The following is a 23,092-nucleotide window of genomic DNA, read 5'->3' as shown; positions in this document are numbered from 1 at the left end:
CCCCTGACCACTCCCCCACGTGTCATACCCGGGGCCGACCTCGTCGTAACGCGTCCCCGACCGTCGTCCGATTCGCCCGCCCGCGGTGCGGGCCCCGCCTTGGATCATGACGCACACAGAAACATCATCGAGCCGTATGCCGCTGGGCTCGCACGCGCACGCCCCCTCCCTCCCAGCCCTCGACGGTCGCCTCGTGGCCCGAGGGCTGTGCTGGTGTCGGTGCTGGCGTCGGTGCTGACGTAGGTGCTGGCCTCGCGCCGTCCCGTCGAGCGTGCGGCGACGGAGACGCCATGGCCGGTCTGCTGAGAGGTTCGTCTACCGTGGCCCTGTGACCCTCGGACGCGTCCGCCCCCGGCCCCACGCCACTCGCGCCGCCATCGGTGCGCTGGCTGCGACCGGCCTCCTGCTCACCGGCTGCACGAGCGACCCGCCGGCCCCTGGTCCCTCCAGTCCATCGGCATCCTCGACGAGCACCCCCGCCGCTCCGTCGCCTCAGCCGACGTCGGCCGTCCGCGGCGCGCCGGCTGAGCTCCAACAGCTCATCGAGCGGGTCTACGCCGGCTCCGACCTCGGCCGGGACGCCAACGCCGCGACCGCCAAGGCCCTCGCCGAGCGCACGGCCGCGGGCACCCAGGCGGTGCCGGCGGGCGCGAAGGCGACCATCGGGTCCTGGTTCGGCACCCCGGTCGCAGTCGTCACGGCGGGCGACGACGTCCACCTCGCCGTCGGTCCGAAGTGGAAGCTCGTCGGTGGCTGGTGGCCCTCGCTCGGCCTCGATGACGCCGTCGTCGGAGGCGGCCCCCGGTGGGTGCTCGCCCTGGGCTCCGATGCCCGTCGCGGCCAGGCGATCGACCGGGCCCGCGCCGACACCCTGCAGGTCGTCGGCATCGACGGCAAGGGCGGCGGAGGCGTCATGGGGATCGCCCGCGACCTGTGGGTGCCCCTCAGCACGGGCGGCAAGGGCAAGATCAACTCGGCCATGTCGCTCGGCGGGCCGCAGGCGCAGCTGCGCACGGTGCGAGGGGCGACCGGCCTGCCCATCGAGGGATACGCCCTGATCGGCTTCTATGGGTTCGTCGACCTGGTCGACGACCAGGGGGGCATCCCCATCGTCGTGCCCGAGACCGTCGATGCCTCACACGCCCGCATCGTGATCAAGAAGGGCGAGCAGACCCTCAGCGGCAAGGAGGCCCTCGCCTACGCCCGTGAGCGAAAGACCCTGCCGGACGGTGACTTCGGTCGTTCGCGTCACCAGGGCGAGCTGCTCCTCGCCGCCGCGGTCAAGGCCAAGCTCGCCGGTCCCCTCGCCATCCCCGGCGCGCTGACGAGCTTCAGCAAGGTCGGCAAGAGCGACCTGAGCGCAGCAGAGATGCTGACCTTCGCGGCGGCCCTCTACCGGCTCAACCCGACCAAGGTCGGCCGGGACGTCGCAGCGGGGCCCTTCGGCTGGGCGGGCTCCCAGTCGATCGTCGTGCTCGGCAACGATGCGCGCCGCCTCTTCACCTCGTTCGAGGACGGCAACCTCCGATGACCACCCCGTCTGCGGAGCCCGTCCTGCGTCGCGCCCGCACCGCCGACATCCGCGGCATCCGCGCCCTCGTCGCCCCCCTCGCCGAGCGGCGGGTCCTCGTGAGCAAGGAGGCGGTGACCTACTACGAGGCGGTGCAGGAGTTCCGGGTCGCCGAGCTCGACGGTGAGCTGGTCGGCTGCGGGGCCCTGCACGTCATGTGGGAGGACCTGGCCGAGATCCGCACCCTCGCCGTGGCCGACACCCAGCTCGGCACGGGTCTCGGTGGCCGCATTCTCGAGGCCCTCGTCGAGGACGCCCGCGAGCTCGGCGTGCGGCGGCTCTTCTGCCTCACCTTCGAGGTGCCCTTCTTCACCCGGCACGGCTTCGCCCCCATCGAGGGCCAGGCCGTGTCGGCGGACGTCTACGCCGAGCTGCTGCGCTCCTACGACGAGGGCGTCGCGGAGTTCCTCGACCTCGAGCGCGTCAAGCCCAACACGTTGGGCAACACCCGCATGCTGCGCACGCTCGAATAGCTCGTATGCCGCTGGGCTCGCTTCCAGCGCCAACGAACCCAGCGGCATACGGGCTCTTCACCTCTGCCCGGCGGAGCTCGCGTAGATGCGGCGAACGACGTCCTCGATGTCGGGTTCCTCGACGGCGAGGTCACGGATCGTGGCCCGGCGGGACACTTCCGTGAGCACGGCCGCCGCGGTCGTCCGGGCGCCGTCGAAGGCGAGGCGTTGACGCAGGCCGTCCGACTCCACAGCGACGAGACGGGCACCCGGGACGTCCTGGAGTGGGCGCGTGGGCTCGGCCAGGTCGATGACGAGGAGCCGCTCCGCGCCGACCGTCGCGGCGAGGCCCGGCAGGGTGCCGTCGTAGGCGAGCCGGCCGTGGTCGACGACGAGGACGCGGCTGCAGAGTCGCTCGACGTCGCCCATGTCGTGCGTCGTCAGGAGCAGCGTGGTGCCGCGCTCGCGGCGCTCCTCGACGAGGAACTCGCGCAGCCGCTGCTTGGAGAGCACGTCGAGACCGATGGTCGGCTCGTCGAGCACCAGCAGTCGGGGTGAGTGGAGCAGGGCGGCCGCGATCTCGGCGCGCATCCGCTGGCCCAGGGAGAGGGAACGGACCGGGGTGGCGAGCTGCCCACCCATCTCCAGCTCGTCGACGAGGCGGGCGGTCCGGTCGCGGGCTGCCGCGGGATCCAGGCGGTGGATCGCGGCCAGGATGGTGAACGACTCGCGGAGCGGGAGGTCCCACCACAGCTGCGAGCGCTGCCCGAAGACGACGCCCACCTGGCGAGCCACGTCGATCCGCCGACGCATGGGGTCGAGTCCGCAGGTGCGGACCTGCCCGGCCGTGGGCCGCAGGATGCCCATGAGCAGCTTGATCGTCGTGGACTTGCCGGCTCCGTTCGCGCCGATGTAGCCGACCGCTTCGCCGGGCTGGATGCCGAACGAGATGTGGTCGACGGCGCGGACCCTCCGGCTCTTCCGGCCGAGGCCGCCATAGTCACGCACCAGGTTCGTGACCTCGATGATGGGACCGGCCTGCCCGGTCGGCGAGGTCGGGGCGTCGTGGTCAGGACGAGTCATCCGCCTGCTCCTTGGTAGTGGCGGGTGCCTGCTCGCCAGCACCCTGCAGCAAGGAGCCACGCGAGGACGGCGGCAAGCGGGGTGAACCAGGCCAGCCAGGACGGGGCCAGGTGGTCGCCGGGGAGGTCGAGGATCGCAACGGCCGGCAGGTAGGCGATGAACGCGGTCGGCACGACGAACGTCCAGAAGATGCGTAACAGGTCCGGGAAGACCCGCTGCGGCTGCTGCGCTGCGTAGGCGCCGCCGTAGGTGAAGGCGTTGGTGAGCTCGGCGCCGTCGACGACGTAGAACTGCAGCCCGCCCGCTGCCGTGAACAGCGCGGCGAAGATGGCGGTGCCGCTCACCAGGGTGAGGACGATGATGGCGACGGTGGCCGCGCTCCACGCGATGTCCCCGATCGAGAGAGCGACTCCGAGGGCCCCGAGGGCGACGCTCAGGCGCCCGATCCTGCGCAGCGAGATGTCGCTCGCCATGAACTGGGCCAGCAGCGGCAGGGGACGGACGTAGAAGGCGTCGATCGTGCCGGCCCGGATGTAGGTCGGCAGCTGGTCGAGGTGGCCGACGAGCATGTCGGCCACCGAGAAGCACACGTTGGACAGGGCGAAGACGAGCAGGGCCGCGGAGAAGTCGAGCCCGCCGAGCACGTCGACGTTGTGGAAGATGACCAACACCTCGGCCAGCTCGGTGAGGCCCACGCCGAGAGTGCCGACGACATCGGTGACGAAGGAGGTCCGATACTGCAGCTGCGCCCGCATCCGCGAGCGGAGGACGACGCGGTAAGGGGTGAAGTCAGCCACCCTGCACCTCCAACCGGCGTCGACCGGACTGCAGGACGACCTGCGCCATGACGACGAGGGCGACGGCCCAAGCGAGCTGCGTGGCCAGCGTCCCCCAGACGGCGGCGCCGTCGACGCGACCGGACAGGATGTCGAGGGGGTGCTGGAGCATCGAGGGGAACGGCGTCCACTCTGCGAAGGTGCGGAGCCAGTCCGGGAACCACGGCACTGGCACATAGAGCCCACAGAGGAACCCGGTCGTGATCATCCACAGGAGACGGATGCCGCGGATCTCGACGATCCAGAATGCCGACAGGTTGACGATGAAGCTCCCGCAGAACGCGACGACCACAGCGACAGCGACCGAGAGCAGCCCAAGGATCCAGGAGCCGATGCCCGGCGGCCAGGCGAGGTCGAAGAGCAGCGCGCCGATGAGCAGGGCCGGCAGCCCTCGCGCGAGGAAGTTCACTCCCGCGCGCCCGATGTCCTCGGCGAGGTAGACGAGCTGCGGGCCAGCCGGGCGCAGGAAGTCGACGGCGATGTCACCGGTCCGCACCCGCTGCCCGACCTCCTGGAAGCCCCAGAGGTTGACGACGCCGAGCAGGGCCTGGCCCCACCAGACGAAGGCGAGCACCCTGGGACCGTCATAGCCGGCGATGTGAGTGCCCGCCGAGCCGATCGCGCCGAGGAGCACGGACGCCCGGATGACTCCGAAGACCGAGTTCGTCGCGGTCCCGGCCAGGAGTGCGAGGCGGTACGTCGAGTGGCGGCGGAACCCGGCACGGACGAGCAGGAGGAAGGTCCTCATCGATGGCTCGCCAGCATGACCGCCGACCCTACCGCCGGGCCCGCCGGTCGCAAAGTGCATGATGGTCGACCGACGGCGGAGCCGACGTGGGCATCGCTGCGTCACATCACGGAAGGCCGGCGGCGGCGCCGGACCCCTGGTAGCCCGAGGAGGCGTGCGCATGGCGCGGATCGAGGCCAACTGCTCTCAGTGCGGTGGCGTGGAGTTCGAGGACGGCTTCATCGAGGACAACGGTCAGGGCTCGCAGGGCTTCGCGCGCTGGATCGCTGGTCCGTTGCAGCGCGGGCCGTTCGGCGGGGCCTTCCGGTTCGGGGCTCCTCGGTGGGTGGTCGACGCGATCCGCTGCACCCTCTGCGGCCACCTCGAGCTCTACGTCCGCGATCGCGCGTAGCCCGTTGCTCAGGCGGGGAGGCGGAACCGGTTGCGTCCCAACGGTTCCACCAGGCCGTCAGCGACGAGGGAGTCGAGGCAGCGCAGCACCTGGGCGCGTTCGGGACCGGCACCGTCGAGCGCGGTGAGCGGCACGGGCCGGTGCTCCTCGCGCAGGCGGCGCAGGATCTCTCCGCGCACCTGTCGGTCCGTGCCGTGCCAGGCCTGCCCACGTCGCGGGGGCCCTTCGTAGGCAGGCCGGCCCGCCACGTTCCAGGCGCACAGGTCGGCGACCGGACACTCCTCGCAACGGGGCCCGCGTGCGACGCAGACGAGCGCGCCCAGCTCCATGACGGCGACGTTCCAGACGTTGGCCTCGTCTCGCGCCGACGATTCCGTATGCCGCTGGGCCGGCATCGCGCGCGTCGCCAGGTCGGTCTCGGCCCGGGTGAGGGTCAGATGAGGGAACGCCTTGCCCTCGACCGTGCGGGCCAGCACCCGGCGGACGTTCGTGTCGACGACGACCTCGGGGATGCCGAAGGCGAAGCACGCGACCGCTGCGGCGGTGTAGGCACCGACGCCCGGGAGGGCGAGCAGCTCGGCGGGCGTGGTCGGCACGTCTCCCCCATGTCGCTCGACCATGACCGTGGCTGCCTCGTGGAGCCGCAGCGCCCGGCGCGGGTAGCCGAGCCGCCCCCAGGCCCGGACTGCATCGCCCGGCGCCGCGGCAGCCAGGGCGGCCGGTGTCGGCCACCGCTGCATCCAGTCACGCCAGATCGGCTCGACGCGGGCGAGCGGGGTCTGCTGGGCCATCACCTCGGAGAGGAAGACGCCCCACGGGCCGCAGTCCGGCTCCCGCCACGGCAGGGCGCGTCCGGCGCGGGCGTACCAGGCGTTGATGCGCCGGCGCAGGGCCCGCATCATCATCTCGTCAGGCGCACTGGGGGGAGCGCTGCAGGCAGCACCCGCCCTGGCCGCGGACGTCATCGGCTGGGTCAGACGTAGCGCTCGAGGATCGAGGACTCCGCGAGGCGTGACAGGCCCTCCCGGACCGCACGGGCGCGCCCCTCGCCCACACCGTCGACGAGCATGAGGTCCTCGATCCCGGCTGCAAGCAGTCGCTGGAGGGACTCGAAGTGGTTGACGAGGCGCTCCACGATGGCCGTCGGCAGGCGGGGCACCTTGGTGAGGAGGCGATAGCCCTGCGGGCTGACGGGCGCGTCCAGGCTGTCGCCGACGATCGAGAAGCCCACGGCCCGAGCCCCGGCCGACAGGTCGAGCAGCTCGACGGAGTTGAGCGCCTCGAGGTTGGCCAGGGCGTCGTCGGCGGTGAGGTCCGACTTGGTCGAGGGCAGGTAGTCGCGGATGACGAGCTCCCGGTCGTTGCCGAGACCGCCGACGAGCTCCTCGAGCTGCAGGCTGAGCAGGCGGCCGTCGGTGCCGAGCTCGACGACGTAGTCCTGGATCTCGGCGGAGATGCGGCGCACCATCTCGAGGCGCTGGAGCACCGAGGTGACATCGCGGATCGTGACGAGATCCTCGATCTCGAGCGCGGAGAGCGTGCCCGTCACCTCGTCGAGTCGGGCCTTGTAGCGCTCGAGGGTCTGCAGTGCCTGGTCCGCCCGGGACAGCGTCGTGGGCGATCCCTCGACGACATGCCGCTTGTTGCGCACGTAGAGCGCGACGACGCCCATCGACTGGCTCACCGAGATGACCGGGAAGCCGGTCTGCTTGGCGACGCGCTCGGCGGTCCGGTGTCGCGTGCCGGACTCGGACGTCTCGATGCTCGAGTCGGGCACGAGCTGGGTGGCTGCCCGCAGGATGCGGGTGCCCTCGCGGTCGAGCACGACCGCCCCGTCCATCTTGCACAGCTCGCGCACCCGGGTGGCGGAGAACTCCACGTCGAGCTGGAAACCGCCCGTGCAGATCGTCTCGACGACACGGTCGTGGCCGAGCACGATCAGCGCTCCGGTGCGCCCGCGCAGGATCCGCTCGAGACCGTCGCGCAGCTCCGTGCCGGGAGCGACCGCGGCGAGGGCCGCGCGGAGCAGCAGCTCGTCGTCGTTCCTGTCCATCACATCCCGTTCAGCCGGTGGGCGCCTCAGGTCGGCTCGGGGCCGTCTCGTCGGCGTCGGTGAGTTGTCGTGAGTTTGTCGAGTTCGGCGTCCCCGCCTCGATGCCGAGGTTCGTCGGGGTCGGTGGTCCGAAGTCTAGGCGCTGTCGCGGGCCAATGCTGGTGTCCCCTGCACCACGGCGAGGCGACGCATCGTCTCGATGGCCTCGGCGACGTTGCCCACCTCGATGACGTCGAGGTTGTCGGGGACGGGCGAGTCGGCGCGGCTGCCTTTCGGGACGACGGCGTGACGGAAACCGAGACGGGCGGCTTCGGCGAGGCGCCGGCCGATTCCCGTTGCCCTGCGGACCTCCCCGGCGAGGCCCACCTCCCCGATGGCCACCACGTCGACGGGCAACGGCCGGTCGAGCACGGACGACGCGAGGGCACAGACGAGGGCCAGGTCCGCGGCGGGCTCGGTCAGTCGCACGCCCCCGACGGTCGCCGCGAAGATGTCCTGCGCCCCGACCGGGGCACCCGCCCGCTTGTCGAGGACGGCGATCACCATGGCGAGCCGCGATGCGTCGAGACCGCTGGAGGTCCGGCGGGGTGAGGGCAGCGTCGAGGGAGCCACGAGCGCCTGCACCTCGGTGACGAGCGGCCGGCGGCCCTCGAGCGTGACGGTCACACAGGTCCCGGCCACGGCCGTCACCCGGTGCGAGAGGAACAGCCCGCTGGGGTCCGCGAGCCCGATGATGCCGGCCTCGGAGAGGTCGAAGCAGCCGACCTCGTCGGTCGGTCCGTAGCGGTTCTTGACGGCCCGGACCAGCCGCAGCCGGGAGTGACGGTCGCCCTCGAACTGGACGACGACGTCGACGAGGTGCTCGAGCACCCGCGGCCCCGCGATGGACCCGTCCTTGGTGACGTGGCCGACGAGGAGCATCGCGATCCCCCGGTCCTTGGCCATCCGGATCAGGCTCGCGGCGACCTCGCGCACCTGCGAGACGTTGCCCGCCTGGCCCTCGACGTCAGCGCTGGCAATGGTCTGGACGGAGTCCACGATGAGCAGCTCGGGTGCCGTCCCCTCGACGTGGCCGAGGACCGTGGCGAGGTCGGTCTCGGCCGCCAGGTAGAGCGTGTCCGCGAGGGCGTCGATGCGGTCTGCGCGCGCTCGGACCTGCGCGGCGCTCTCCTCCCCACTGACGTAGAGCGTGGCGGCTCCCTGCCGTGCGGCGCGGGCGGCGACGTCCAGCAACAGCGTGGACTTGCCGATGCCGGGCTCCCCCGCCACGAGCACCACCGCGCCGGGGACCAGTCCGCCGCCCAGGACCCGGTCGAACTCTGCGACGCCGGTGGGCCGGGCGGCCGCCGTGGTGAGGTCGACCTCGGCGATGGGTGTGGCCGGTCGCAGCACCTGGGCGGGCGCCGTGCGAGGAGCGGCCGTGCCGCCGGCCTCCGCCACCGTGCCCCAGGCCTGGCACTCACCGCAGCGGCCCACCCACTTGACGGTCGCCCAGCCGCACTCCGCACAACGGAAGCGAGGTGAGTGCCGGCTGGTCGACTTGGTGGCCATGCCCGCAACCGTAGAGGGGCGGGACGACAACGCCCGCGAGCAACGCCGACCGCGAGCGGGACGTCCAAGGAGCCGTCAGGGCCGTGCCGCACACCGTGGGATCATGAACGCATGGAAACGGTCCTGCCCTATGTCCTTGCGCTGCTTCCGACGCTGGGCGTCACCTGGCTCTTCTTCGTCATCATCCGCAACATTGTCGAGGGCGACCGGCGAGAGAGAATTGCGATGGCCAAGTGGGAGGCCGAGCGCGATGCCGAGGCTGCCGGCAATTCACCCGAACAAAACTGAGCAGCATAGCCCAGTCTCAGACGATTCACGTCATCCACAAATGGCCGCCAGGAATTCCCGCTGAATGCCAATTGCGTGTAAATTGAAGGGTGACGCGAATGCAATGCATTCACGGCACCTCAATTACCATCACGACACCAGATGGAGAAACATGGCTCAGCGAGTCGAAGTCGTCCTCATCGACGATGTTGACGGCGGTCCCGCCGACGAAACTGTCAGCTTCGCGATCGACGGGGTCTCCTACGAGATCGACCTCAGTGACAAGAATGCAAGCAAGCTGCGCGACGCCCTGGCTGCCTGGACCGGCCACGCCCGTCGCAGCGGCGGCGCACGCGGCGGCCGTCGCCGCGGCTCCTCCGGGGGCGGCGCCAAGCGGGGCGACCTCGCGGCCGTCCGCGAGTGGGCCCGCGCCAACGGGCACCAGGTCTCGGACCGTGGCCGGATCTCCGCCGAGATCCAGGCCGCCTACGACAAGGCCCACTGACCGGACCTTCGCTCGAGGGGTCACCCGCCTTCCCGGCGGTGGCCCCTCGAGCGCTGTCCGGGGCCGTTGCGTCCGGGTCGTCTCATGGCGTCGGCCCGGCGACGCCGGCCGCCAGGTCTCCGTCCCGCTCGACCCGTTCGAGCACCTCCTCGAACCGCAGCTGGCGCAGCTCCTCCCCGTCGCTGCCCGCCTCCACCTCGGACCAGGTCCGGGGGGCCGCCACCGTCGGAGCCTCCCGACCACGCAAGGAGTAGGGGCAGATCGTCGTCTTGGCCGCCACGTTCTGGCTCCAGTCGAGGAAGATCTTGCCGGGCCGCAGCTCCTTCGCCATCTTCCAGACGATCCGGTCCGGATACTTCTTCGTCAGCTCCTGAGCCAGCTGCTGGACGGTGTCCCGGATCTCGTCGCTCGTGTGCGCGCCCCCGGGCAGGCCGGCATACAGCTGCACCCCCTTGCTGCCACTGGTCACCGGCACCGTCTCGAGCCCGATCCCGGCCAGCCGGTCGCGGACGATGACGGCCACCCCCGCGACCTCGCGAAGCCCGGTGCCCGGCCCCGGGTCGAGGTCGATGACCAACCGGTCGGGGTTGAGCGGCACGGCGTCGCGCCCGTCTCCCTCGAAGCGCCACTGCGGCACGTGCAGCTCCAGGGAGTTGAGGTTGGCGAAGAAGGTGAGGGCGGCGAGGTCGTCGATGAAGGGAAACACCGGGTCGCGGCCGGCCCGGCGAATCCACTCGGGGGTCCCGGGCGGCACGTTCTTCTCGAAGAACTGCATGTCGCCCACACCGTGCGGATAGCGAATCCGGGTCACCGGCCGGTCGGCCAGATGCGGCAGCAGGACCGGCGCGATACGGGCGTAGTAGTCGATGACCTGCGCCTTTGTCGTGCCCGTGGCTGGATACATCACCTTCTCGAGGCTGCTCAGCTTCAGCCGCCGGCCCTCGACCTCGACGGTGACCTTCGGCCCGGGGACGCTGCGCGGCGGCCCGACCATCACTCGCCCCCGCCGAAGAGGTCCTCGACGTCGTCGGGGGTCAGGTCTGCCCGCAGCCGTTTGAACGCCGGTTGCCGCAGGCGGCCCTGGTGCCCCAGGCCCAGGGACTCGACATCCGCCACCAGCACGGGACGGACCCAGCGGGCACCGGCCGCGTCCTCGCGCGGGACCGGCTGCGCGAACGGAGACTCCGCGAGCTCCAGCGGCGCGAGCGTCCGGCGCAGCGCGTCACCGGCCCGCCCGGCGAGTCCCGCCCCCACCCTGCCGACGAACCGCAGGCCCTCGGGACCCGGCGTGCCGACGAGCACCGCGCCGAGGCGGTCCCGCACGGTTCCGGTGGACTCGGGTCGCCATCCGCCGATCACCACCGAGGTGCTGCCGCGGTGCGGGGACTTCAGCCAGTCCGGCGAGCGGACGCCGGGCCGGTAGAGCGAGCTCGTTCGCTTGCTGACGATGCCCTCCAGGCCCTGCTCGCGCGTGGCGGCGTGGAGCAGCCGGCCGTCCTCGAAGGTGGGCGGCGTCTGCCATCGAGGCCCGTCCAGCTCCAGTCGCTCCAGCGTCGCGCGCCGGTCGCTCCAGGTCCGTCCGAGCAGGTCGACGCCGTAGAGGCGGAGGAGGTCGAACGTCATCAGGGTCGCTGGACTGCGCTCGGCGAGGAGCAGGGCACGTCTCGCGCTCGTGACGTGGAACCGCTCGGCCAGCAGGCCGAACGACGGCTTGCCCGCGTCCAGGCAGACGATCTCGCCGTCGAGCAGCATGTCGGCGTACTCGTCCACCAGCCCGGACAGCTCCGGAAAGGCCACCGTGACGTCGCGCTCCGTGCGCGAGGTCAGACGCAGGGTGCCGCCATTGACGTCGGCGAGGATGCGCATCCCGTCCCATTTCACCTCGTGAATCCACGCCGCCCCCGACGGAATGGTCGGTGTCGACGTCGCGAGCATGGGGCGCATGGGTGCATTCTGGTTCTCATGCGAGCCATCTGGAAAGGCGCCGTCTCCTTCGGACTGGTCAACGTCCCGGTCCGACTCTTCTCCGCGACGGAGAACCATGACGTGCAGTTCAGACAGGTTCACGTGAAGGACGGAGGCCGTATCAAGTACCAGCGGGTCTGCTCGATCGACGGCGAGGAGGTCCCCTATTCGGACATCGCCAAGGGTTATGAGACCGCCGACGGGCAGATGGTCGTCCTGACCGACCAGGAGATGAAGTCGCTGCCGTCGCGGTCCTCGAAGGAGATCTCGATCGAGAAATTCGTCCCGGCCGACCAGATCGATCCCTTGCTCTTTGACCGCTCCTACTACCTGGAGCCGGACAAGACCGGCCTCAAGCCATATGTCCTGCTCCGGGACGCCCTCGAGAAGGCCGATCGGATGGCCCTGGTCACCGTTTCCATCCGCACCCGGATGACGCTGGCGGTGCTTCGGGTGCGCGACGGCGTCATCGTGCTCCAGACGCTGCTCTGGGCGGACGAGGTGCGTCAACCGGAGTTCGACTTCCTCTCCGAGGACACGCAGGCCACCGACAAGGAGCTCGCGATGGCCTCGTCCCTCGTCGACTCGCTCGCCGGCGACTACGAGCCGGACGAGTTCGAGGACGACTACTCCGAGGCGGTCGAGGCGCTCGTCGCCAGCAAGATCGAGGGCGGGGAGGTGAAGGAGGCGCCTGCCGCGCCGGCCGAGGAGACCGAGGTGGTCGACCTGCTGGCGGCCCTGCAGCGCAGCGTCGACAAGGCCAAGGCGGCGAAGTCCGGCGGCACGTCGACGAGCGAGATCCGCGAGGAGGCGGCCGAGCCGGCCGCCTCGTCCGGCAAGCAGGGCGCGAAGAAGACGGCCAAGAAGGCCCCCTCCAAGAAGGCTCCGGCCAAGAAGACGACCGCGAAGAAGGCGGCCGCCACGTCGACGACGAAGAAGGCTGCGACGAAGCGCAAGGCGAGCTGACCAACCGGCGGAGGCCGCCCAGGGGGTCGCCGCGGCAACGCGATCCGGGTCCGCAAGGATGTGGCCATGCAGACCGTCTCCGTCGAGGAACTGAGCTCCAGGCTCCAGTCGCTGCCGCCCAACCCACGCATCGTCTGCAGCGGCAACATGGCCATCCCGTGGGAGGGCGTCACGGTCATCGACCAGGCGCTGCCCACCTACGTCCTCAACGCCCTCAACGCGCCGCCCGGCCTGCCGGACCGGGAGGGGGTCACGGTCGAGACCTGCTTCGTCGGCGCCGGGATGCGCCGCCACCCTCGCCTGCGTTACGTCCCGTCCCGGCTCTCCCTGGTGCCGCTCCTCTTCACGCGGACCTTGCTGCCCGACGCGGTCCTCCTCCACTGTGCGCCGCCCCGCGACGGGCAGCTCAGCCTCGGCGTCGAGGTCAACGTCCTGCCCGCTGCGATCGAGGCGTGCCGGGCCCGGGGCGGCCTGGTCATCGCGGTCGTCAACGAGCGGATGCCCTACACCTTCGGTGACGCCCAGGTCCCGGTCGACCATGTCGACCTCGCGCTCGAGGTCGACACCCCGCTGGCCGCTCACATCCCGGGCACGCCGGACGAGGAGAGCGCCGCGATCGGCGAGCGGGTCGCCTCCATGGTCCTCGACGGCTCCACGATGCAGCTCGGCATCGGCGCCGTGCCGGACGCCACGCTCAACGCGATCATCGACCGCAAGGACCTGCGCGTCTGGACCGAGATGTTCTCCGACGGGGTGCTCGCGCTCGACGCAGCCGGCGCCCTCGACCGGGACCACCCGCTCGTCACGTCCTTCGTCTTCGGCAGCCAGGACCTCTACGACTGGGTCGACGGCAACCCGTGGGTGCGCATGCTGCGCACGGAGAAGACGAACGACCCCGGCCTCATCGCCCAGCAGCGCCGGATGACGTCCGTGAACACCGCCCTCGAGGTCGACCTCTTCGGGCAGGCCAACGCCTCGCGGATCAACGCGCGGATCCACTCCGGTTTCGGCGGCCAGACCGACTTCATCGTCGGTGCGCTGCACTCTCCCGGCGGCCAGTCCTTCATCGCGCTCCGGTCGTGGCACCCCAAGGCGGACGTCTCCACGATCGTGCCGCTCGTGGACGAGCCAGTGACGAGCTTCCAGCAGAGCGCCATCGTCACCGAGAACGGCGTCGCCAGACTGTGGGGACACGACGAACGCGAGCAGTGCCGCGACCTCATCGACCAGTGCGCCCACCCAAGGGTGCGCGCGGAGCTCTGGGAGGAGGCGGCAGCGCTCGGGCTCGCCTGAGTGCCAGCCACGTCCAGAAGCGGGCGTATGCCGCTGGGCCGGCTCAGCGGCATACGATCGTCGTCGTCCGGCTGGGTCGTACGCTGAGGGCATGACCAGCCCCGCCCGTCCCGAGCTGCCGGTCGCTGTCGTCACGGGCTGCACCCGCGGGATCGGCCGGGCCATCGCCGAGGACCTCGCCCCGACGCACCACGTCGTGGTCGGCGGGCGGACCGAGGAGTCGGTGGCCCGGGTCGTGGGCGCGCTGCCGTCCGCCGAGGGCTTCGTCGCGGACCTGGTCGACTGCGGTCCCGGGGGCTCCCTGGAGACGGCGCTCGCCGACCTCGTGCCCCGCCTGCCGCGGGTCGACGTGCTCGTCCACTCCGCCGGGGTCCTCCATCGCGGGCTCATCGCCGACCTGCCGGCCACGGACTGGGACGCGGCCATGCGGGTGAACGTCGTCGCCGTGGCGGCGGTCACGCGAGCCCTGTTGCCGGCCCTGCGAGCCGCGCAGGGACTGGTCCTGGCGATCAACTCCGGAGCCGGACTGACCTCGACGCCGACGATGGGCCCATACTGCGCCTCGAAGTTCGCGCTGCGGGCCTTCACCGACGCGCTGCGCGAGGAGGAGCGTGAGAACGGCGTGCGGGTGACCTCGGTCCACCCGGGGCGCGTCGACACCGACATGCAGCACGAGATGAACGACTTCGAGGGCGGCCCCTACCAGCCGGAGGACTACCTGCAGGTCGAGTCCGTGGTCCGCGCGGTGCGGCTCGCCGTCGACGCCAGCGACGAGGCGTGCATCGACATGGTGAGTGTGCGACCGCGTGGATTCCGCGTCTGAGTGCTCGGCTCCGCGCCGGTCAGATCCGGCTGGCCCCTCGGGTCGGGACGATGGCGAACTGAGCGAACGCCAGCGCCTCGACCAGCGCCGCCTCGCGCTGGTCGGGGGCCATCTTGCGCGTGCCGACCTCGACGACCACGTCGCCCGACCAGCCCGTCGCAGTCAGGTGCTCGAGGACCTCACCGCAGGGCTGGCTGCCCCGGCCGGGCACGAGGTGCTCGTCCTTGAAGGACCCGAGGCCGTCGGCCAGGTGCACGTGCGCCAGCCGGCTGCCGAGCTCGCGCACCATGTGCAGCGCATCCGAGCCGGCCGTTGCCGTGTGAGACAGGTCCATCGTCACGTTGTCATAGGGCTGGTCGACCGGGTCCCAGTGCGGCAGGTAGGCCATCATCTCGCGCCGCGCGGTCCGCCACGGAAACATGTTCTCCACCGCCAGACGGATCCCCGTGTCGTGCTCACGCAGGGCGATCCCGTCGACGAAGGTCGCCGCGTAGTCCCGCTGCCAGCGAAACGGCGGGTGCAGCACGACCGTCGACGCGCCCACCTCCAGGGCGAGCTCGATCGAGCGGTCGACCTTGCCCCACGGATCGGTGCCCCACACCCGCTGGGTGAGCAGCAGGGTCGGCGCGTGGACCGATGCGATCGGCAGTCCGTGGTGCTCGCTGAGGGCGCGCAGCGCACCCGGCTCCTGCGTCACCGGGTCCGTCCAGACCATCACCTCGACCGCCTCGTAGCCGAGGCGCGCAGCCGTCGCGAAGGCCGTCGCTGCGTTGTCGGGATACACCGCGGCCGTGGACAGCCCGATGCGGATGGTCATGGGGAACATTCTGCGACACGACCCTGGGGGACCGACGACCGGACCGGCGTAGCGATCACTCCGGGCCGAGGTGGTCGAGGCGGCGCAGGATCAGCCCCTCGCGCAGCGCCCACGGGCAGATGTCGAGCCGGTCCACCCCGAGCAGGTCCATCGCCGCCTGCGCCACGAGCGCCCCCGCCAGCAGCTGGTGGGCACGGGCGGTCGAGACCCCGGGCAGAGCAGTGCGCGCCGTGACGTCGAGGCCCTTGAGCTTGTCGACGATCATGGCCAGGTCGGCCCGGAGGAGCGCGCGCGGGACAAAGGGACCCTCGTCACGGGGCGCCGCTCCGGCGATCCGGGCCAGCGAGCGCATCGTCTTGGAGGTGCCGACGGCTCGGTCGGGGGCGCCGGCCGTGAGCAGGGGCCGCACCTGCTGCGCCAGGCTGGTGCGGATGTGGGCCCGCACGGCGCGGGTCTCCTCCGGCGTCGGTGGGTCGCCCGGGAGGCGCTCGCGCGTGAGCCGGCCGGCACCGAGGGGCAGGCTGATCGCGACGTCGGGCTCCTCGTCCAGACCGGTCGCCAGCTCGAGCGACCCGCCACCGATGTCGATGACGAGCAACCGGCCGCTCGACCAGCCGAACCATCGGCGCACCGCGAGGAAGGTCATCCGGGACTCGTCGACCCCGCTGAGCACCTCGAGGTCGACGCCGGTCGCCTGGCGGACGCGGGCGATGATCTCCTCGCCGTTCGGGGCCTCACGCAGCGCCGACGTGGCGAAGGCGAAGAGGTCCTGCACGCCGTGGTCCTCGGCGATCTCCAGGCACTCGCCCAGGAAGTCGACGAGGCGCTCCACGGTGTCCTCGCTGACCAGCCCCTCAGGGGTGATGTGCTCCGAGAGCCGCAGGTCGATCTTGTGCGAGAACGTCGGCAGCGGATGGGCACCGGGGTGGGCGTCCACCACGAGCAGGTGCACGGTGTTGGACCCGATGTCGATGACGCCCAGGCGCATGCGTCCAACCTACCCGCCACACCGTGCGCCGGCGGGGTCTCAAGACGGCTCAGGGTGTCCGGCGGCTCAGCGTGAGCGAGGCCAGCGCCAGCGCCAGCACGATGAAGCCGACGACGATCGCCATCGACCAGAGACCCGCGCCGGTCGCCTCCGGATGCGCCGTGACCTCCTTCATCGCGTCGACCGCGTAGGAGAGCGGAAGCACGTCCGAGACGGCGCTCAGCACATCCGGCAGACGGTCCCGGTCGACGAGCAGGCCGCACAGGAGGAACTGGGGAGTGATGAAGGCCGGCATGAACTGGACCGCCTGGAACTCCGTGCGGGCGAAGGCGCTCGCGAGCAGACCGAGGGACGTGCCGAGCACCGCGACGAGAACCGCGACGAGCACGAGCATCCACAGCGGGCCGACGACGTCGAGATCGCAGACCCAGATCGCGAAGGAGGTGGCGAGGAGCGCCTGCACCACGGCCAGCAGACCGAAGGCGGCTGCATAGCCGAGCATGAAGTCGGCCTTGCCCATCGGCGTCGTCAGCAGCCGCTCCAAGGTGCCCGACTGTCGCTCACGCAGCGTCGCGACCGAGGTGACGACGAACATGACGATCATCGGGAAGACGCCCAGGAGGGCCGGTCCGATGGAGTCGAAGATCGGCGTGTTGTTGTAGATCCAGGCGATCAGCCCGATGGAGACCATCGGCACCACCATGATCAGCGCGATGGTCCGGTGGTCCGTGCGGATCTGCCGCAGCACCCGCCCCGCCGTGGCCAGCGTCAGTCCCGGGTTCACCAGATCTCCTCTCCGCCGGTGGACTCCACGAGGCTGAGGAAGGCCGCATCGGCGTCGCTCTCGCCAGTCCGCTCGAGCAGCTCCGCCGGCGTCACGTCGGCCAGCAGCCGCCCCTCGCGCAGCAGCACCAGACGGTCACACCGCGCTGCCTCGTCCATGACGTGGCTCGACACGATGAGCGAGTGTCCGTTGGCGGCCAGGTCGCGGAAGAGGTTCCACAGGTCGCGCCGGAGGACCGGGTCGAGGCCCACCGTCGGCTCGTCGAGGACGAGGAGAGTGGGGCGCCCGACGAGGGCGCAGGCGAGCGACACCCGGGACTCCTGCCCACCGGAGAGGTCGCGGACCAGCTGGTCCGCGTGCGAGTCCAGGTCCACCTCGGTGATGGTGCGATCGACCGCCGCGGTGAGGGCTGCTCCGCGCAGACCGAGGGCTCGACCGAAGTAGCGGATGTTCTCGCGGATCGTGAGGTCCGAGTAGATGCTCGGTGACTGGGTCAGATAGCCCACCTCGCGGCGCAGCTGCGCGGAGCCGGCCGCATGGCCGAGGACGGTCACCGAACCGGACTCGACGATCTGCACGCCGACGATCGCGCGCATCAAGGTCGTCTTGCCGGACCCCGATGGGCCGAGCAGGCCGACCACCTGACCTGACGGCACGACCAGGGAGATATCGGGCAGGACCCGTCGCTTGCCACGCACGACGTTGAGACCACGGACGACGACCGCGGGCCCTCCCTCGGTCTCGATCATGACCCCGAATGTAGCGCTCCCCCTGACGCGTTGACGCCCCCCACGCGCGGATCGACAATCGAAGTGTCCGGTCCGCCACGGATCGACGGACCCAATGTGAAAGAGGGTCGATCCCACCATGAAGCGACGGATGCAACTCCAGGATCTGCTGCCTCTCATCGCCGGCGTCTACGCCTTCCTGTCGCCCGTCTGGACGACGACGACCGACCGCGCGACCATCACCATGGTCGTCCTCGGCATCATCACCGCCCTCGCCGCCATTGCGGAGCTGGTGCGTCCCGACGCCATCCCGCTCGAGGGCCTCCTGGTCCTCCTCGGCGTGGCGTTCTTCGTCTCGCCCTGGGTCATGGGCTTCAGCGGCACCGCCCCGATGGCCTGGACGGCCTGGATCATCGGCGCCGCGACGTTCCTCGTCGGGGCAGCCGACCTCCAGCTGACCCGGGTCCACCACCGGGACACCATGGCGGCTCAGCACTGAACCGCGCCAACCCGACTGCGCGCCGCGCCGCGACGCGCAGTCGTGCCAGCACGAGGAGTCGGGCCAGGACGTAAGGTGAGGCGGTGGCTGAAGCATCGCTTGACCTGCCCCGCGTCTGGGTCGAGTTCACCGACCCTGCTGATGCAGGTCAGCGGTTTCGCTGCGACCTGACCTGGCTGACCAGCTCGTGGACCTGCATCTTCGGCAGCGGCTGCCACGGCATCTACGCCGACCGTCCTGACGACGGGTGCTGCACCCTGGGCGCTCACTTCACCGACAAGGACGACCTGGAGCGAGTGGCAGCGGTGGCGGCCGAGCTCGGTGAGGACGAGTGGCAGTACCGCGACGTCGGCACGGCCACCGGACGCCGGGCGGACTGGACCGAGAAGGAGGACGGGGCCCGCAAGACCCGCGTGGTGGACGGGGCCTGCATCTTCCTCAACCGGCCGGGCTTCCCGGCCGGGGCCGGCTGTGCCCTGCACCAGCACGCGGTCCTCACCGGGGTGCAGCCGCACACGGCCAAGCCCGACGTCTGCTGGCAGCTGCCGATCCGCCGCTCCTACCGGACCGTCGAGCTGCCCGACGAGACGAGCTACCTCGAGGTGACGATCACCGAGTACGACCGGCGCGGCTGGGGTCCCGGTGGCCACGACCTCGACTGGTACTGCTCGGGCAATCCCGAGGCGCACGTGGGGCGTGAGCCGGTCTACCGCTCCAACGCCCCCGAGCTCATCGAGCTCATGGGCAAGGCTGCCTACGACGAGCTCGCGCTGCGCGCGGAGGCGCACCTGGCCCAGGTGCGGGCGGTCCGCTCCCGCGGGGCGCACCGGCTGCTGCCCCTCATCGTCCACCCGGCCACGATCGAGGCACAGGCCGACAAACCCCGAGCGAGGCGGTCCACGGCATGAGCGACATCATCCCCTCCCCCAACATCTGGGACACCCCGGACGTCTACGAGGTGGAGAACCGCGGAGTCGACCGCGACGACGTCATCGGGACGGCCATGCGGGAGGTGCTCGACTGGGCCGACCGGGACGTGATCGACATCGGTTGCGGCACGGGTTACCACCTGCCGATGTTCGCCGCGACCGCCCGCTCGGTCCTCGGCATCGAGCCGCACCCACCACTGGCCGTCCTTGCCGCACAGCGCGTCTCGGACCTCCCGAACTGCTCGGTTCGCGAGGACGGAGCCGCCTCGATCGGGGTTCCCGACGCCTCCTTCGACGTCGCCCATGCCCGTTGGGCCTACTTCTTCGGGCCCGGCGCCGAGCCGGGCCTCGCCGAGCTGTACCGGGTCATGCGCCCGGGCGGCGCCGCCTTCGTCATCGACAACGACGCGTCCCGCTCGACGTTCGGCAGCTGGTTCCGACGAGCCCTGCCGACCTACGACCCTCGCGCCGTCGAGCGGTTCTGGACGCGTCAGGGCTGGTCGCGCGAGCGACTCGACATCCGCTGGGACTTCGACACGCGGGAGGAGTTCGAGTCGGTCGTGCGCATCGAGTTCGCGCCCGACCACGCCGACCTCATCCTCGCCGAGCATCCCGAGGCCACCGGCGTCGACTACGCCGTCAACCTCTGGTGGCGCCGCTACTGACGCGGACCCGGGGAGTCAGCCCAGCGGCATACGGCATCGTCGAGGGTGCCGGTCAGTCCTCGAGGTCGAGAGCGAGATCGATGATCGGGGAGCTGTGCGTCAGGCCGCCCACCGAGACGAAGTCGATGCCGGTGGCGGCATGGTCCGCGACGACCTCGAGCGTCAGCCCACCCGTCGCCTCGATCTCGACGGGTTCGCCTGCGGCGCGGAGCAGCTCGACGGTCTCGCGGAGCACCGGGATCGTCATGTTGTCGCACATGATGAACCGCGCACCCGCGTCGTAAGCCTCCTGTGCCTCTGCGGGCGTCTCCACCTCGACTTCGATGGTGACGTCGGGGAAGGCTTCCCGCACGAGCCGGTAGGCGTCGGCCACCGACCCCGCAGCCAGCTTGTGGTTGTCCTTGATCATCGCGACGTCATAGAGGCCCATCCGCTTGTTGGTGCCACCGCCGGCGCGGACCGCGTACTTCTCGAGCAACCGCAGGCCCGGCGTCGTCTTCCGGGTGTCGAGGACCATGGTGCTCGTGCCCTCGAGCGCATCGGCCCAGCGGCGCGTGTGGGTGGCGACCCCCGTCAGCCGGCTCATGATGTTGAGGATCGTGCGCTCGGCCGTGAGGATCACCCGGGTCGAGCCGTTGATGCGCGCGATGACGTCCCCCCGCTCGACGCGGCTGCCGTCCGGCGCGACGGTCTCGACCGAGGGCACCGCTGCCCCGTGGAGGTCGGCCACTGCCTGCAGCACGAGCTCGACGACGGGTCCACCGGCGACGACACCCGCCTGGCGCGCCACGATCTGCCCCGCCCGCACCTGCTCGGCAGGGATCGTCGCGAGTGTCGTCACATCCAGGCCATCGGGCCCGAGGTCCTCCCGCAGCGCGGTGGCGACCAGCTCACGCGCCGCTGCCTCAGGGAAGTCGTTCATGCTGCTCCTTGGGATGGGTCCGGGTGTCGGGGGCCGGGTGCGTCTCGTCGAGACCGAGGCCGACGAGGTTCGCTGCCGGCACGGAGTCGACGGTGACCGTGAGGTGCCCGTCGGCCTCGCGTCGGATCACCGTGTGGTGCAGGAAGTTCGCGTCATCGCGCTCGGGGAAGTCCTCGCGCACATGCCCGCCGCGGGTCTCCTCGCGCAGCGATGCCGCGAGGGTGAGCGCCTGGCCGAGATGGACGAGGTTGGTCGTCTCCCAGCTCTTGGGGCTGCCCGTCTTGCCGTCGTCGGCGCCGGCGAGCTCGCCCAGCCGGGCGAGGGTGGTCTCGAGCGACGACCGCGAGCGCACCGAGCCGGCCCCGGCGGTCATGGCGCGCTGGACGGCGAGGCGGCGCTTGCCGCGGACCAGGGCGGGCTGGTCGGATGGCGCAGGGGCCGGCGAGACTGGGGTGGGCTCGGGCAGCTCACCTGCGGCGAGCCGCCGCGTCAGGTCGTCGGCGATCCGCCGGGCGAAGACGAGGCCCTCGAGGAGCGAGTTGCTCGCGAGGCGGTTGGCCCCGTGGACACCCGTGCACGAGGTCTCCCCACACGCATAGAGGCCCTCGAGGCTGGTCCGCCCGAGCAGGTCCGTGCGGACCCCTCCGCTGGCGTAGTGCTGGGCCGGGGCGACGGGCAGCAGCTCGGTCGCCGGGTCGAAGCCCAGCTCGCGGCAGCGCTCCACGATCGAGGGGAACCGCTGCTCGAGGAACGACGCGCCCAGGTGGCGGCAGTCGAGGAAGACGTGGTCGGTGCCCGTCGCCCGCATCCGCTCGATGATGGCGCGCGACACGACGTCGCGGGGCGCGAGGTCGGCGAGCGGGTGCCGGCCCTTCATGAAGCGCGTGCCGTCCGCGTCGACGAGGAAGGCGCCCTCTCCACGCACCGCTTCGGAGATGAGCGGCTGCTGGCCCGTCGAGCCCTCGCCGAGATAGAGGACCGTCGGGTGGAACTGCACGAACTCGAGGTCGGTCAGCTCGGCGCCGGCGCGCAGGGCGGCCGCCATGCCGTCACCCGTCGCGACGGCGGGGTTGGTCGTGGAGGCGTAGATCTGTCCGAGCCCGCCCGTGGCGAGGACGACCGCGCGCGCCTGTGCGGCGCCGACCCCGTCGACCTGGCCCTCGCCGATGACGTGGAGCGTCACCCCGGACACGCGGCCGTCGTCGTCGGACAGCAGGTCCACCACGAGAGCGTGCTCGATGACCTCGATGCCGGGGTCGTCCCGCACCCGGTCGAGTGCCGCGATGAGCGCCCTGCTGATCTCGCGTCCCGTGGCGTCGCCCCCGGCGTGGAGGATCCGGTCGCGGTGGTGCCCGCCCTCACGGGTGAGCGCGATCTTGCCGGTCTCCCCGCGGTCGAAGTCCGCGCCGATGGCGATCAGGTCCCAGACCGCGTCGGGGCCCTCGTTGACGAGCGCGCGGACGGCGTCGACGTCGCAGAGCCCGACCCCTGCGACGAGCGTGTCGTGGATGTGCTCCTCAGGACTGTCGTCGGGGGACATGACGGCCGCGATGCCGCCCTGGGCCCAGGCCGTGGACCCCTCGTCGAGCACGGTCTTCGTGACGAGCAGGACGCGGTCGACCCGGCGGCGCAGCCGCAGGGCCGTGGTGAGACCGGCGATGCCGGAGCCGACGACGATGACGTCGGCCGTGGTCGTCCAGCCCGGCGCGGGGGCGCGCAGCCGACGCGGGATGTGGATGGCGCTCGCGCTCACGCGGCCCTCCTTCGGTGGTCCGTCACGACGCATACCGTATGCCGCTGGGCCGGCTCACGCGCGGACCGCTCAGTCCTGGTAGTCGTGGTGCCGCTCGGTCACCGCAGACGTCTTGAGCCCGAAGCCGTCGGGCACGTCACCGGCGTCGTGGCCCACCTCGATGATGCGGTTCTGCCGGTCGACGAAGACGACCTGCGGCTCGTGGGCGCGGGCCTCGGCGTCGTCCATGCAGGCGTAGGCGATGATGATCACCGTGTCGCCGGGCGAGATGAGCCGGGCGGCGGCGCCGTTGATGCAGACGATGCCGGAGCCGCGCTCCCCCTCGATCGCGTAGGTGGTCAGGCGGTTGCCGTTGTCGACGTCGACGACGTCGACCTGCTGGCCGGGCCAGAGGTCGGCCGCGTCGAGCAGGTCGCGGTCGATGGTGAGGGAGCCGACGTAGTGCAGGTCGGCCTGCGTCACCGTCGCCCGGTGGATCTTGGAGTGGAGCATGAAGCGCTGCAC

Annotated in this window: 26 protein-coding genes; 11 read left to right on the top strand and 15 right to left on the bottom strand. The window is 71.2% G+C overall.

All coding sequences use genetic code 11. The annotated features are described in order from the left end of the window. The first annotated feature begins 328 nt into the window (after nucleotides 1-328). Entirely contained in the window at nucleotides 329-1,531 is a 1,203-nt protein-coding gene (locus OO014_RS03975; protein WP_272460978.1) for an LCP family protein, read from the top strand. Then, entirely contained in the window at nucleotides 1,528-2,043 is a 516-nt protein-coding gene (locus OO014_RS03970; protein WP_272460977.1) for an amino-acid N-acetyltransferase, read from the top strand. The genes OO014_RS03975 and OO014_RS03970 overlap by 4 nt, the downstream gene beginning before the upstream one ends. Nucleotides 2,044-2,100: 57 nt before the next feature. Here OO014_RS03970 and OO014_RS03965 read toward each other — a convergent pair whose 3' ends face one another. The 3 genes from OO014_RS03965 to OO014_RS03955 are packed head-to-tail and all read right to left on the bottom strand — an operon-like array spanning nucleotide 2,101 to nucleotide 4,689. Further along, nucleotides 2,101-3,105 (bottom strand): ABC transporter ATP-binding protein, encoded by a 1,005-nt coding sequence (locus OO014_RS03965; RefSeq protein WP_272460976.1) that lies wholly within the window; start codon nucleotides 3,103-3,105, stop codon nucleotides 2,101-2,103. Beyond that, on the bottom strand, nucleotides 3,102-3,902 hold the full coding sequence (locus tag OO014_RS03960; protein WP_272460975.1) for an ABC transporter permease: 801 nt from the start codon (nucleotides 3,900-3,902) through the stop codon (nucleotides 3,102-3,104). Before OO014_RS03960 ends, OO014_RS03965 begins: the two co-directional genes overlap by 4 nt. Then, nucleotides 3,895-4,689 (bottom strand): ABC transporter permease, encoded by a 795-nt coding sequence (locus tag OO014_RS03955; protein WP_272460974.1) that lies wholly within the window; start codon nucleotides 4,687-4,689, stop codon nucleotides 3,895-3,897. The genes OO014_RS03960 and OO014_RS03955 overlap by 8 nt, the downstream gene beginning before the upstream one ends. A 160-nt stretch (nucleotides 4,690-4,849) precedes the next feature. Here OO014_RS03955 and OO014_RS03950 point away from each other — a divergent pair, with 160 nt between their 5' ends. Next, nucleotides 4,850-5,080: a hypothetical protein gene (locus OO014_RS03950; RefSeq protein ID WP_272460973.1), complete on the top strand. Its 231-nt coding sequence runs from the start codon at nucleotides 4,850-4,852 to the stop codon at nucleotides 5,078-5,080. 8 nt (nucleotides 5,081-5,088) lie between these two features. On the opposite strand, the gene OO014_RS03945 is transcribed toward OO014_RS03950, so the two are convergent. The 3 genes from OO014_RS03945 to radA all read right to left on the bottom strand — a co-directional run bounded on the left by OO014_RS03945 (nucleotide 5,089) and on the right by radA (nucleotide 8,684). Continuing rightward, on the bottom strand, nucleotides 5,089-5,985 hold the full coding sequence (locus OO014_RS03945; RefSeq protein WP_272460972.1) for an A/G-specific adenine glycosylase: 897 nt from the start codon (nucleotides 5,983-5,985) through the stop codon (nucleotides 5,089-5,091). Between the two features lie 68 nt (nucleotides 5,986-6,053). Beyond that, nucleotides 6,054-7,133, bottom strand: coding sequence for a DNA integrity scanning diadenylate cyclase DisA (disA, locus tag OO014_RS03940; protein ID WP_272460971.1), 1,080 nt, complete (start codon nucleotides 7,131-7,133; stop codon nucleotides 6,054-6,056). 135 nt (nucleotides 7,134-7,268) lie between these two features. Then, the gene (radA, locus tag OO014_RS03935) at nucleotides 7,269-8,684 is read right to left on the bottom strand and encodes a DNA repair protein RadA (protein WP_272460970.1); all 1,416 of its coding nucleotides are present in this window, start codon (nucleotides 8,682-8,684) and stop codon (nucleotides 7,269-7,271) included. 111 nt (nucleotides 8,685-8,795) lie between these two features. Between radA and OO014_RS03930 the strand changes: the two genes are divergently transcribed. Then, nucleotides 8,796-8,972 carry a hypothetical protein gene (locus OO014_RS03930; protein ID WP_272460969.1) on the top strand — a complete coding sequence of 59 codons (177 nt, stop codon included), beginning with the start codon at nucleotides 8,796-8,798 and terminating at the stop codon, nucleotides 8,970-8,972. Between the two features lie 151 nt (nucleotides 8,973-9,123). Continuing rightward, nucleotides 9,124-9,456: a histone-like nucleoid-structuring protein Lsr2 gene (locus tag OO014_RS03925; RefSeq protein ID WP_272460968.1), complete on the top strand. Its 333-nt coding sequence runs from the start codon at nucleotides 9,124-9,126 to the stop codon at nucleotides 9,454-9,456. A gap of 82 nt (nucleotides 9,457-9,538) precedes the next feature. On the opposite strand, the gene ligD (OO014_RS03920) is transcribed toward OO014_RS03925, so the two are convergent. Both ligD (OO014_RS03920) and ligD (OO014_RS03915) read right to left on the bottom strand, forming a co-directional pair. Beyond that, nucleotides 9,539-10,450: a non-homologous end-joining DNA ligase gene (ligD, locus tag OO014_RS03920; RefSeq protein WP_272460967.1), complete on the bottom strand. Its 912-nt coding sequence runs from the start codon at nucleotides 10,448-10,450 to the stop codon at nucleotides 9,539-9,541. Continuing rightward, nucleotides 10,450-11,400 carry a non-homologous end-joining DNA ligase gene (ligD, locus tag OO014_RS03915; RefSeq protein ID WP_272460966.1) on the bottom strand — a complete coding sequence of 317 codons (951 nt, stop codon included), beginning with the start codon at nucleotides 11,398-11,400 and terminating at the stop codon, nucleotides 10,450-10,452. Before ligD (OO014_RS03915) ends, ligD (OO014_RS03920) begins: the two co-directional genes overlap by 1 nt. An 18-nt stretch (nucleotides 11,401-11,418) precedes the next feature. Between ligD (OO014_RS03915) and OO014_RS03910 the strand changes: the two genes are divergently transcribed. The 3 genes from OO014_RS03910 (at nucleotide 11,419) to OO014_RS03900 (ending at nucleotide 14,503) form a co-directional block, all read left to right on the top strand. After that, on the top strand, nucleotides 11,419-12,387 hold the full coding sequence (locus OO014_RS03910) for a Ku protein (RefSeq protein ID WP_272460965.1): 969 nt from the start codon (nucleotides 11,419-11,421) through the stop codon (nucleotides 12,385-12,387). Between the two features lie 66 nt (nucleotides 12,388-12,453). Continuing rightward, nucleotides 12,454-13,680 carry an acetyl-CoA hydrolase/transferase family protein gene (locus OO014_RS03905; protein ID WP_272460964.1) on the top strand — a complete coding sequence of 409 codons (1,227 nt, stop codon included), beginning with the start codon at nucleotides 12,454-12,456 and terminating at the stop codon, nucleotides 13,678-13,680. A gap of 91 nt (nucleotides 13,681-13,771) precedes the next feature. Further along, on the top strand, nucleotides 13,772-14,503 hold the full coding sequence (locus OO014_RS03900; protein WP_272460963.1) for an SDR family oxidoreductase: 732 nt from the start codon (nucleotides 13,772-13,774) through the stop codon (nucleotides 14,501-14,503). A gap of 19 nt (nucleotides 14,504-14,522) precedes the next feature. Here the strand turns inward: OO014_RS03900 and OO014_RS03895 are convergent, their stop codons facing one another. From OO014_RS03895 to OO014_RS03880, 4 genes are read right to left on the bottom strand one after another with little or no spacing between them, the layout of a single operon-like run. Then, nucleotides 14,523-15,320, bottom strand: a complete 798-nt coding sequence (locus tag OO014_RS03895; protein ID WP_272460962.1) for a sugar phosphate isomerase/epimerase family protein — start codon at nucleotides 15,318-15,320, stop codon at nucleotides 14,523-14,525. 55 nt (nucleotides 15,321-15,375) lie between these two features. Continuing rightward, nucleotides 15,376-16,308 carry a Ppx/GppA phosphatase family protein gene (locus OO014_RS03890; RefSeq protein WP_272460961.1) on the bottom strand — a complete coding sequence of 311 codons (933 nt, stop codon included), beginning with the start codon at nucleotides 16,306-16,308 and terminating at the stop codon, nucleotides 15,376-15,378. A gap of 49 nt (nucleotides 16,309-16,357) precedes the next feature. Continuing rightward, nucleotides 16,358-17,092 (bottom strand): ABC transporter permease, encoded by a 735-nt coding sequence (locus OO014_RS03885; protein ID WP_272460960.1) that lies wholly within the window; start codon nucleotides 17,090-17,092, stop codon nucleotides 16,358-16,360. Then, nucleotides 17,089-17,841, bottom strand: a complete 753-nt coding sequence (locus OO014_RS03880; protein ID WP_272460959.1) for an ABC transporter ATP-binding protein — start codon at nucleotides 17,839-17,841, stop codon at nucleotides 17,089-17,091. Before OO014_RS03880 ends, OO014_RS03885 begins: the two co-directional genes overlap by 4 nt. Before the next feature lie 130 nt (nucleotides 17,842-17,971). Here OO014_RS03880 and OO014_RS03875 point away from each other — a divergent pair, with 130 nt between their 5' ends. The 3 genes from OO014_RS03875 (at nucleotide 17,972) to OO014_RS03865 (ending at nucleotide 19,913) form a co-directional block, all read left to right on the top strand. Then, a complete protein-coding gene (locus OO014_RS03875) occupies nucleotides 17,972-18,319 on the top strand; it encodes an SPW repeat protein (RefSeq protein WP_272460958.1) in 348 nt (115 codons plus the stop codon). A gap of 83 nt (nucleotides 18,320-18,402) precedes the next feature. After that, a complete protein-coding gene (locus OO014_RS03870; protein WP_272460957.1) occupies nucleotides 18,403-19,227 on the top strand; it encodes a hypothetical protein in 825 nt (274 codons plus the stop codon). Then, a complete protein-coding gene (locus OO014_RS03865) occupies nucleotides 19,224-19,913 on the top strand; it encodes a class I SAM-dependent methyltransferase (protein ID WP_272460956.1) in 690 nt (229 codons plus the stop codon). The genes OO014_RS03870 and OO014_RS03865 overlap by 4 nt, the downstream gene beginning before the upstream one ends. Before the next feature lie 52 nt (nucleotides 19,914-19,965). On the opposite strand, the gene nadC is transcribed toward OO014_RS03865, so the two are convergent. The 3 genes from nadC to panD form a co-directional block, all read right to left on the bottom strand. Next, on the bottom strand, nucleotides 19,966-20,835 hold the full coding sequence (nadC, locus tag OO014_RS03860) for a carboxylating nicotinate-nucleotide diphosphorylase (protein WP_272460955.1): 870 nt from the start codon (nucleotides 20,833-20,835) through the stop codon (nucleotides 19,966-19,968). After that, nucleotides 20,819-22,621 (bottom strand): L-aspartate oxidase, encoded by a 1,803-nt coding sequence (locus OO014_RS03855; RefSeq protein WP_272460954.1) that lies wholly within the window; start codon nucleotides 22,619-22,621, stop codon nucleotides 20,819-20,821. The genes nadC and OO014_RS03855 overlap by 17 nt, the downstream gene beginning before the upstream one ends. 36 nt (nucleotides 22,622-22,657) lie before the next feature. Further along, nucleotides 22,658-23,092: aspartate 1-decarboxylase (gene panD, locus OO014_RS03850; RefSeq protein WP_272460953.1), on the bottom strand; the 435-nt coding region annotated here is incomplete at its 5' end.

This window comes from Intrasporangium calvum, assembly GCF_028446585.1.
Taxonomy (GTDB): domain Bacteria; phylum Actinomycetota; class Actinomycetes; order Actinomycetales; family Dermatophilaceae; genus Intrasporangium; species Intrasporangium calvum_A.
This window is presented reverse-complemented; position numbering and strand designations above follow the sequence as displayed.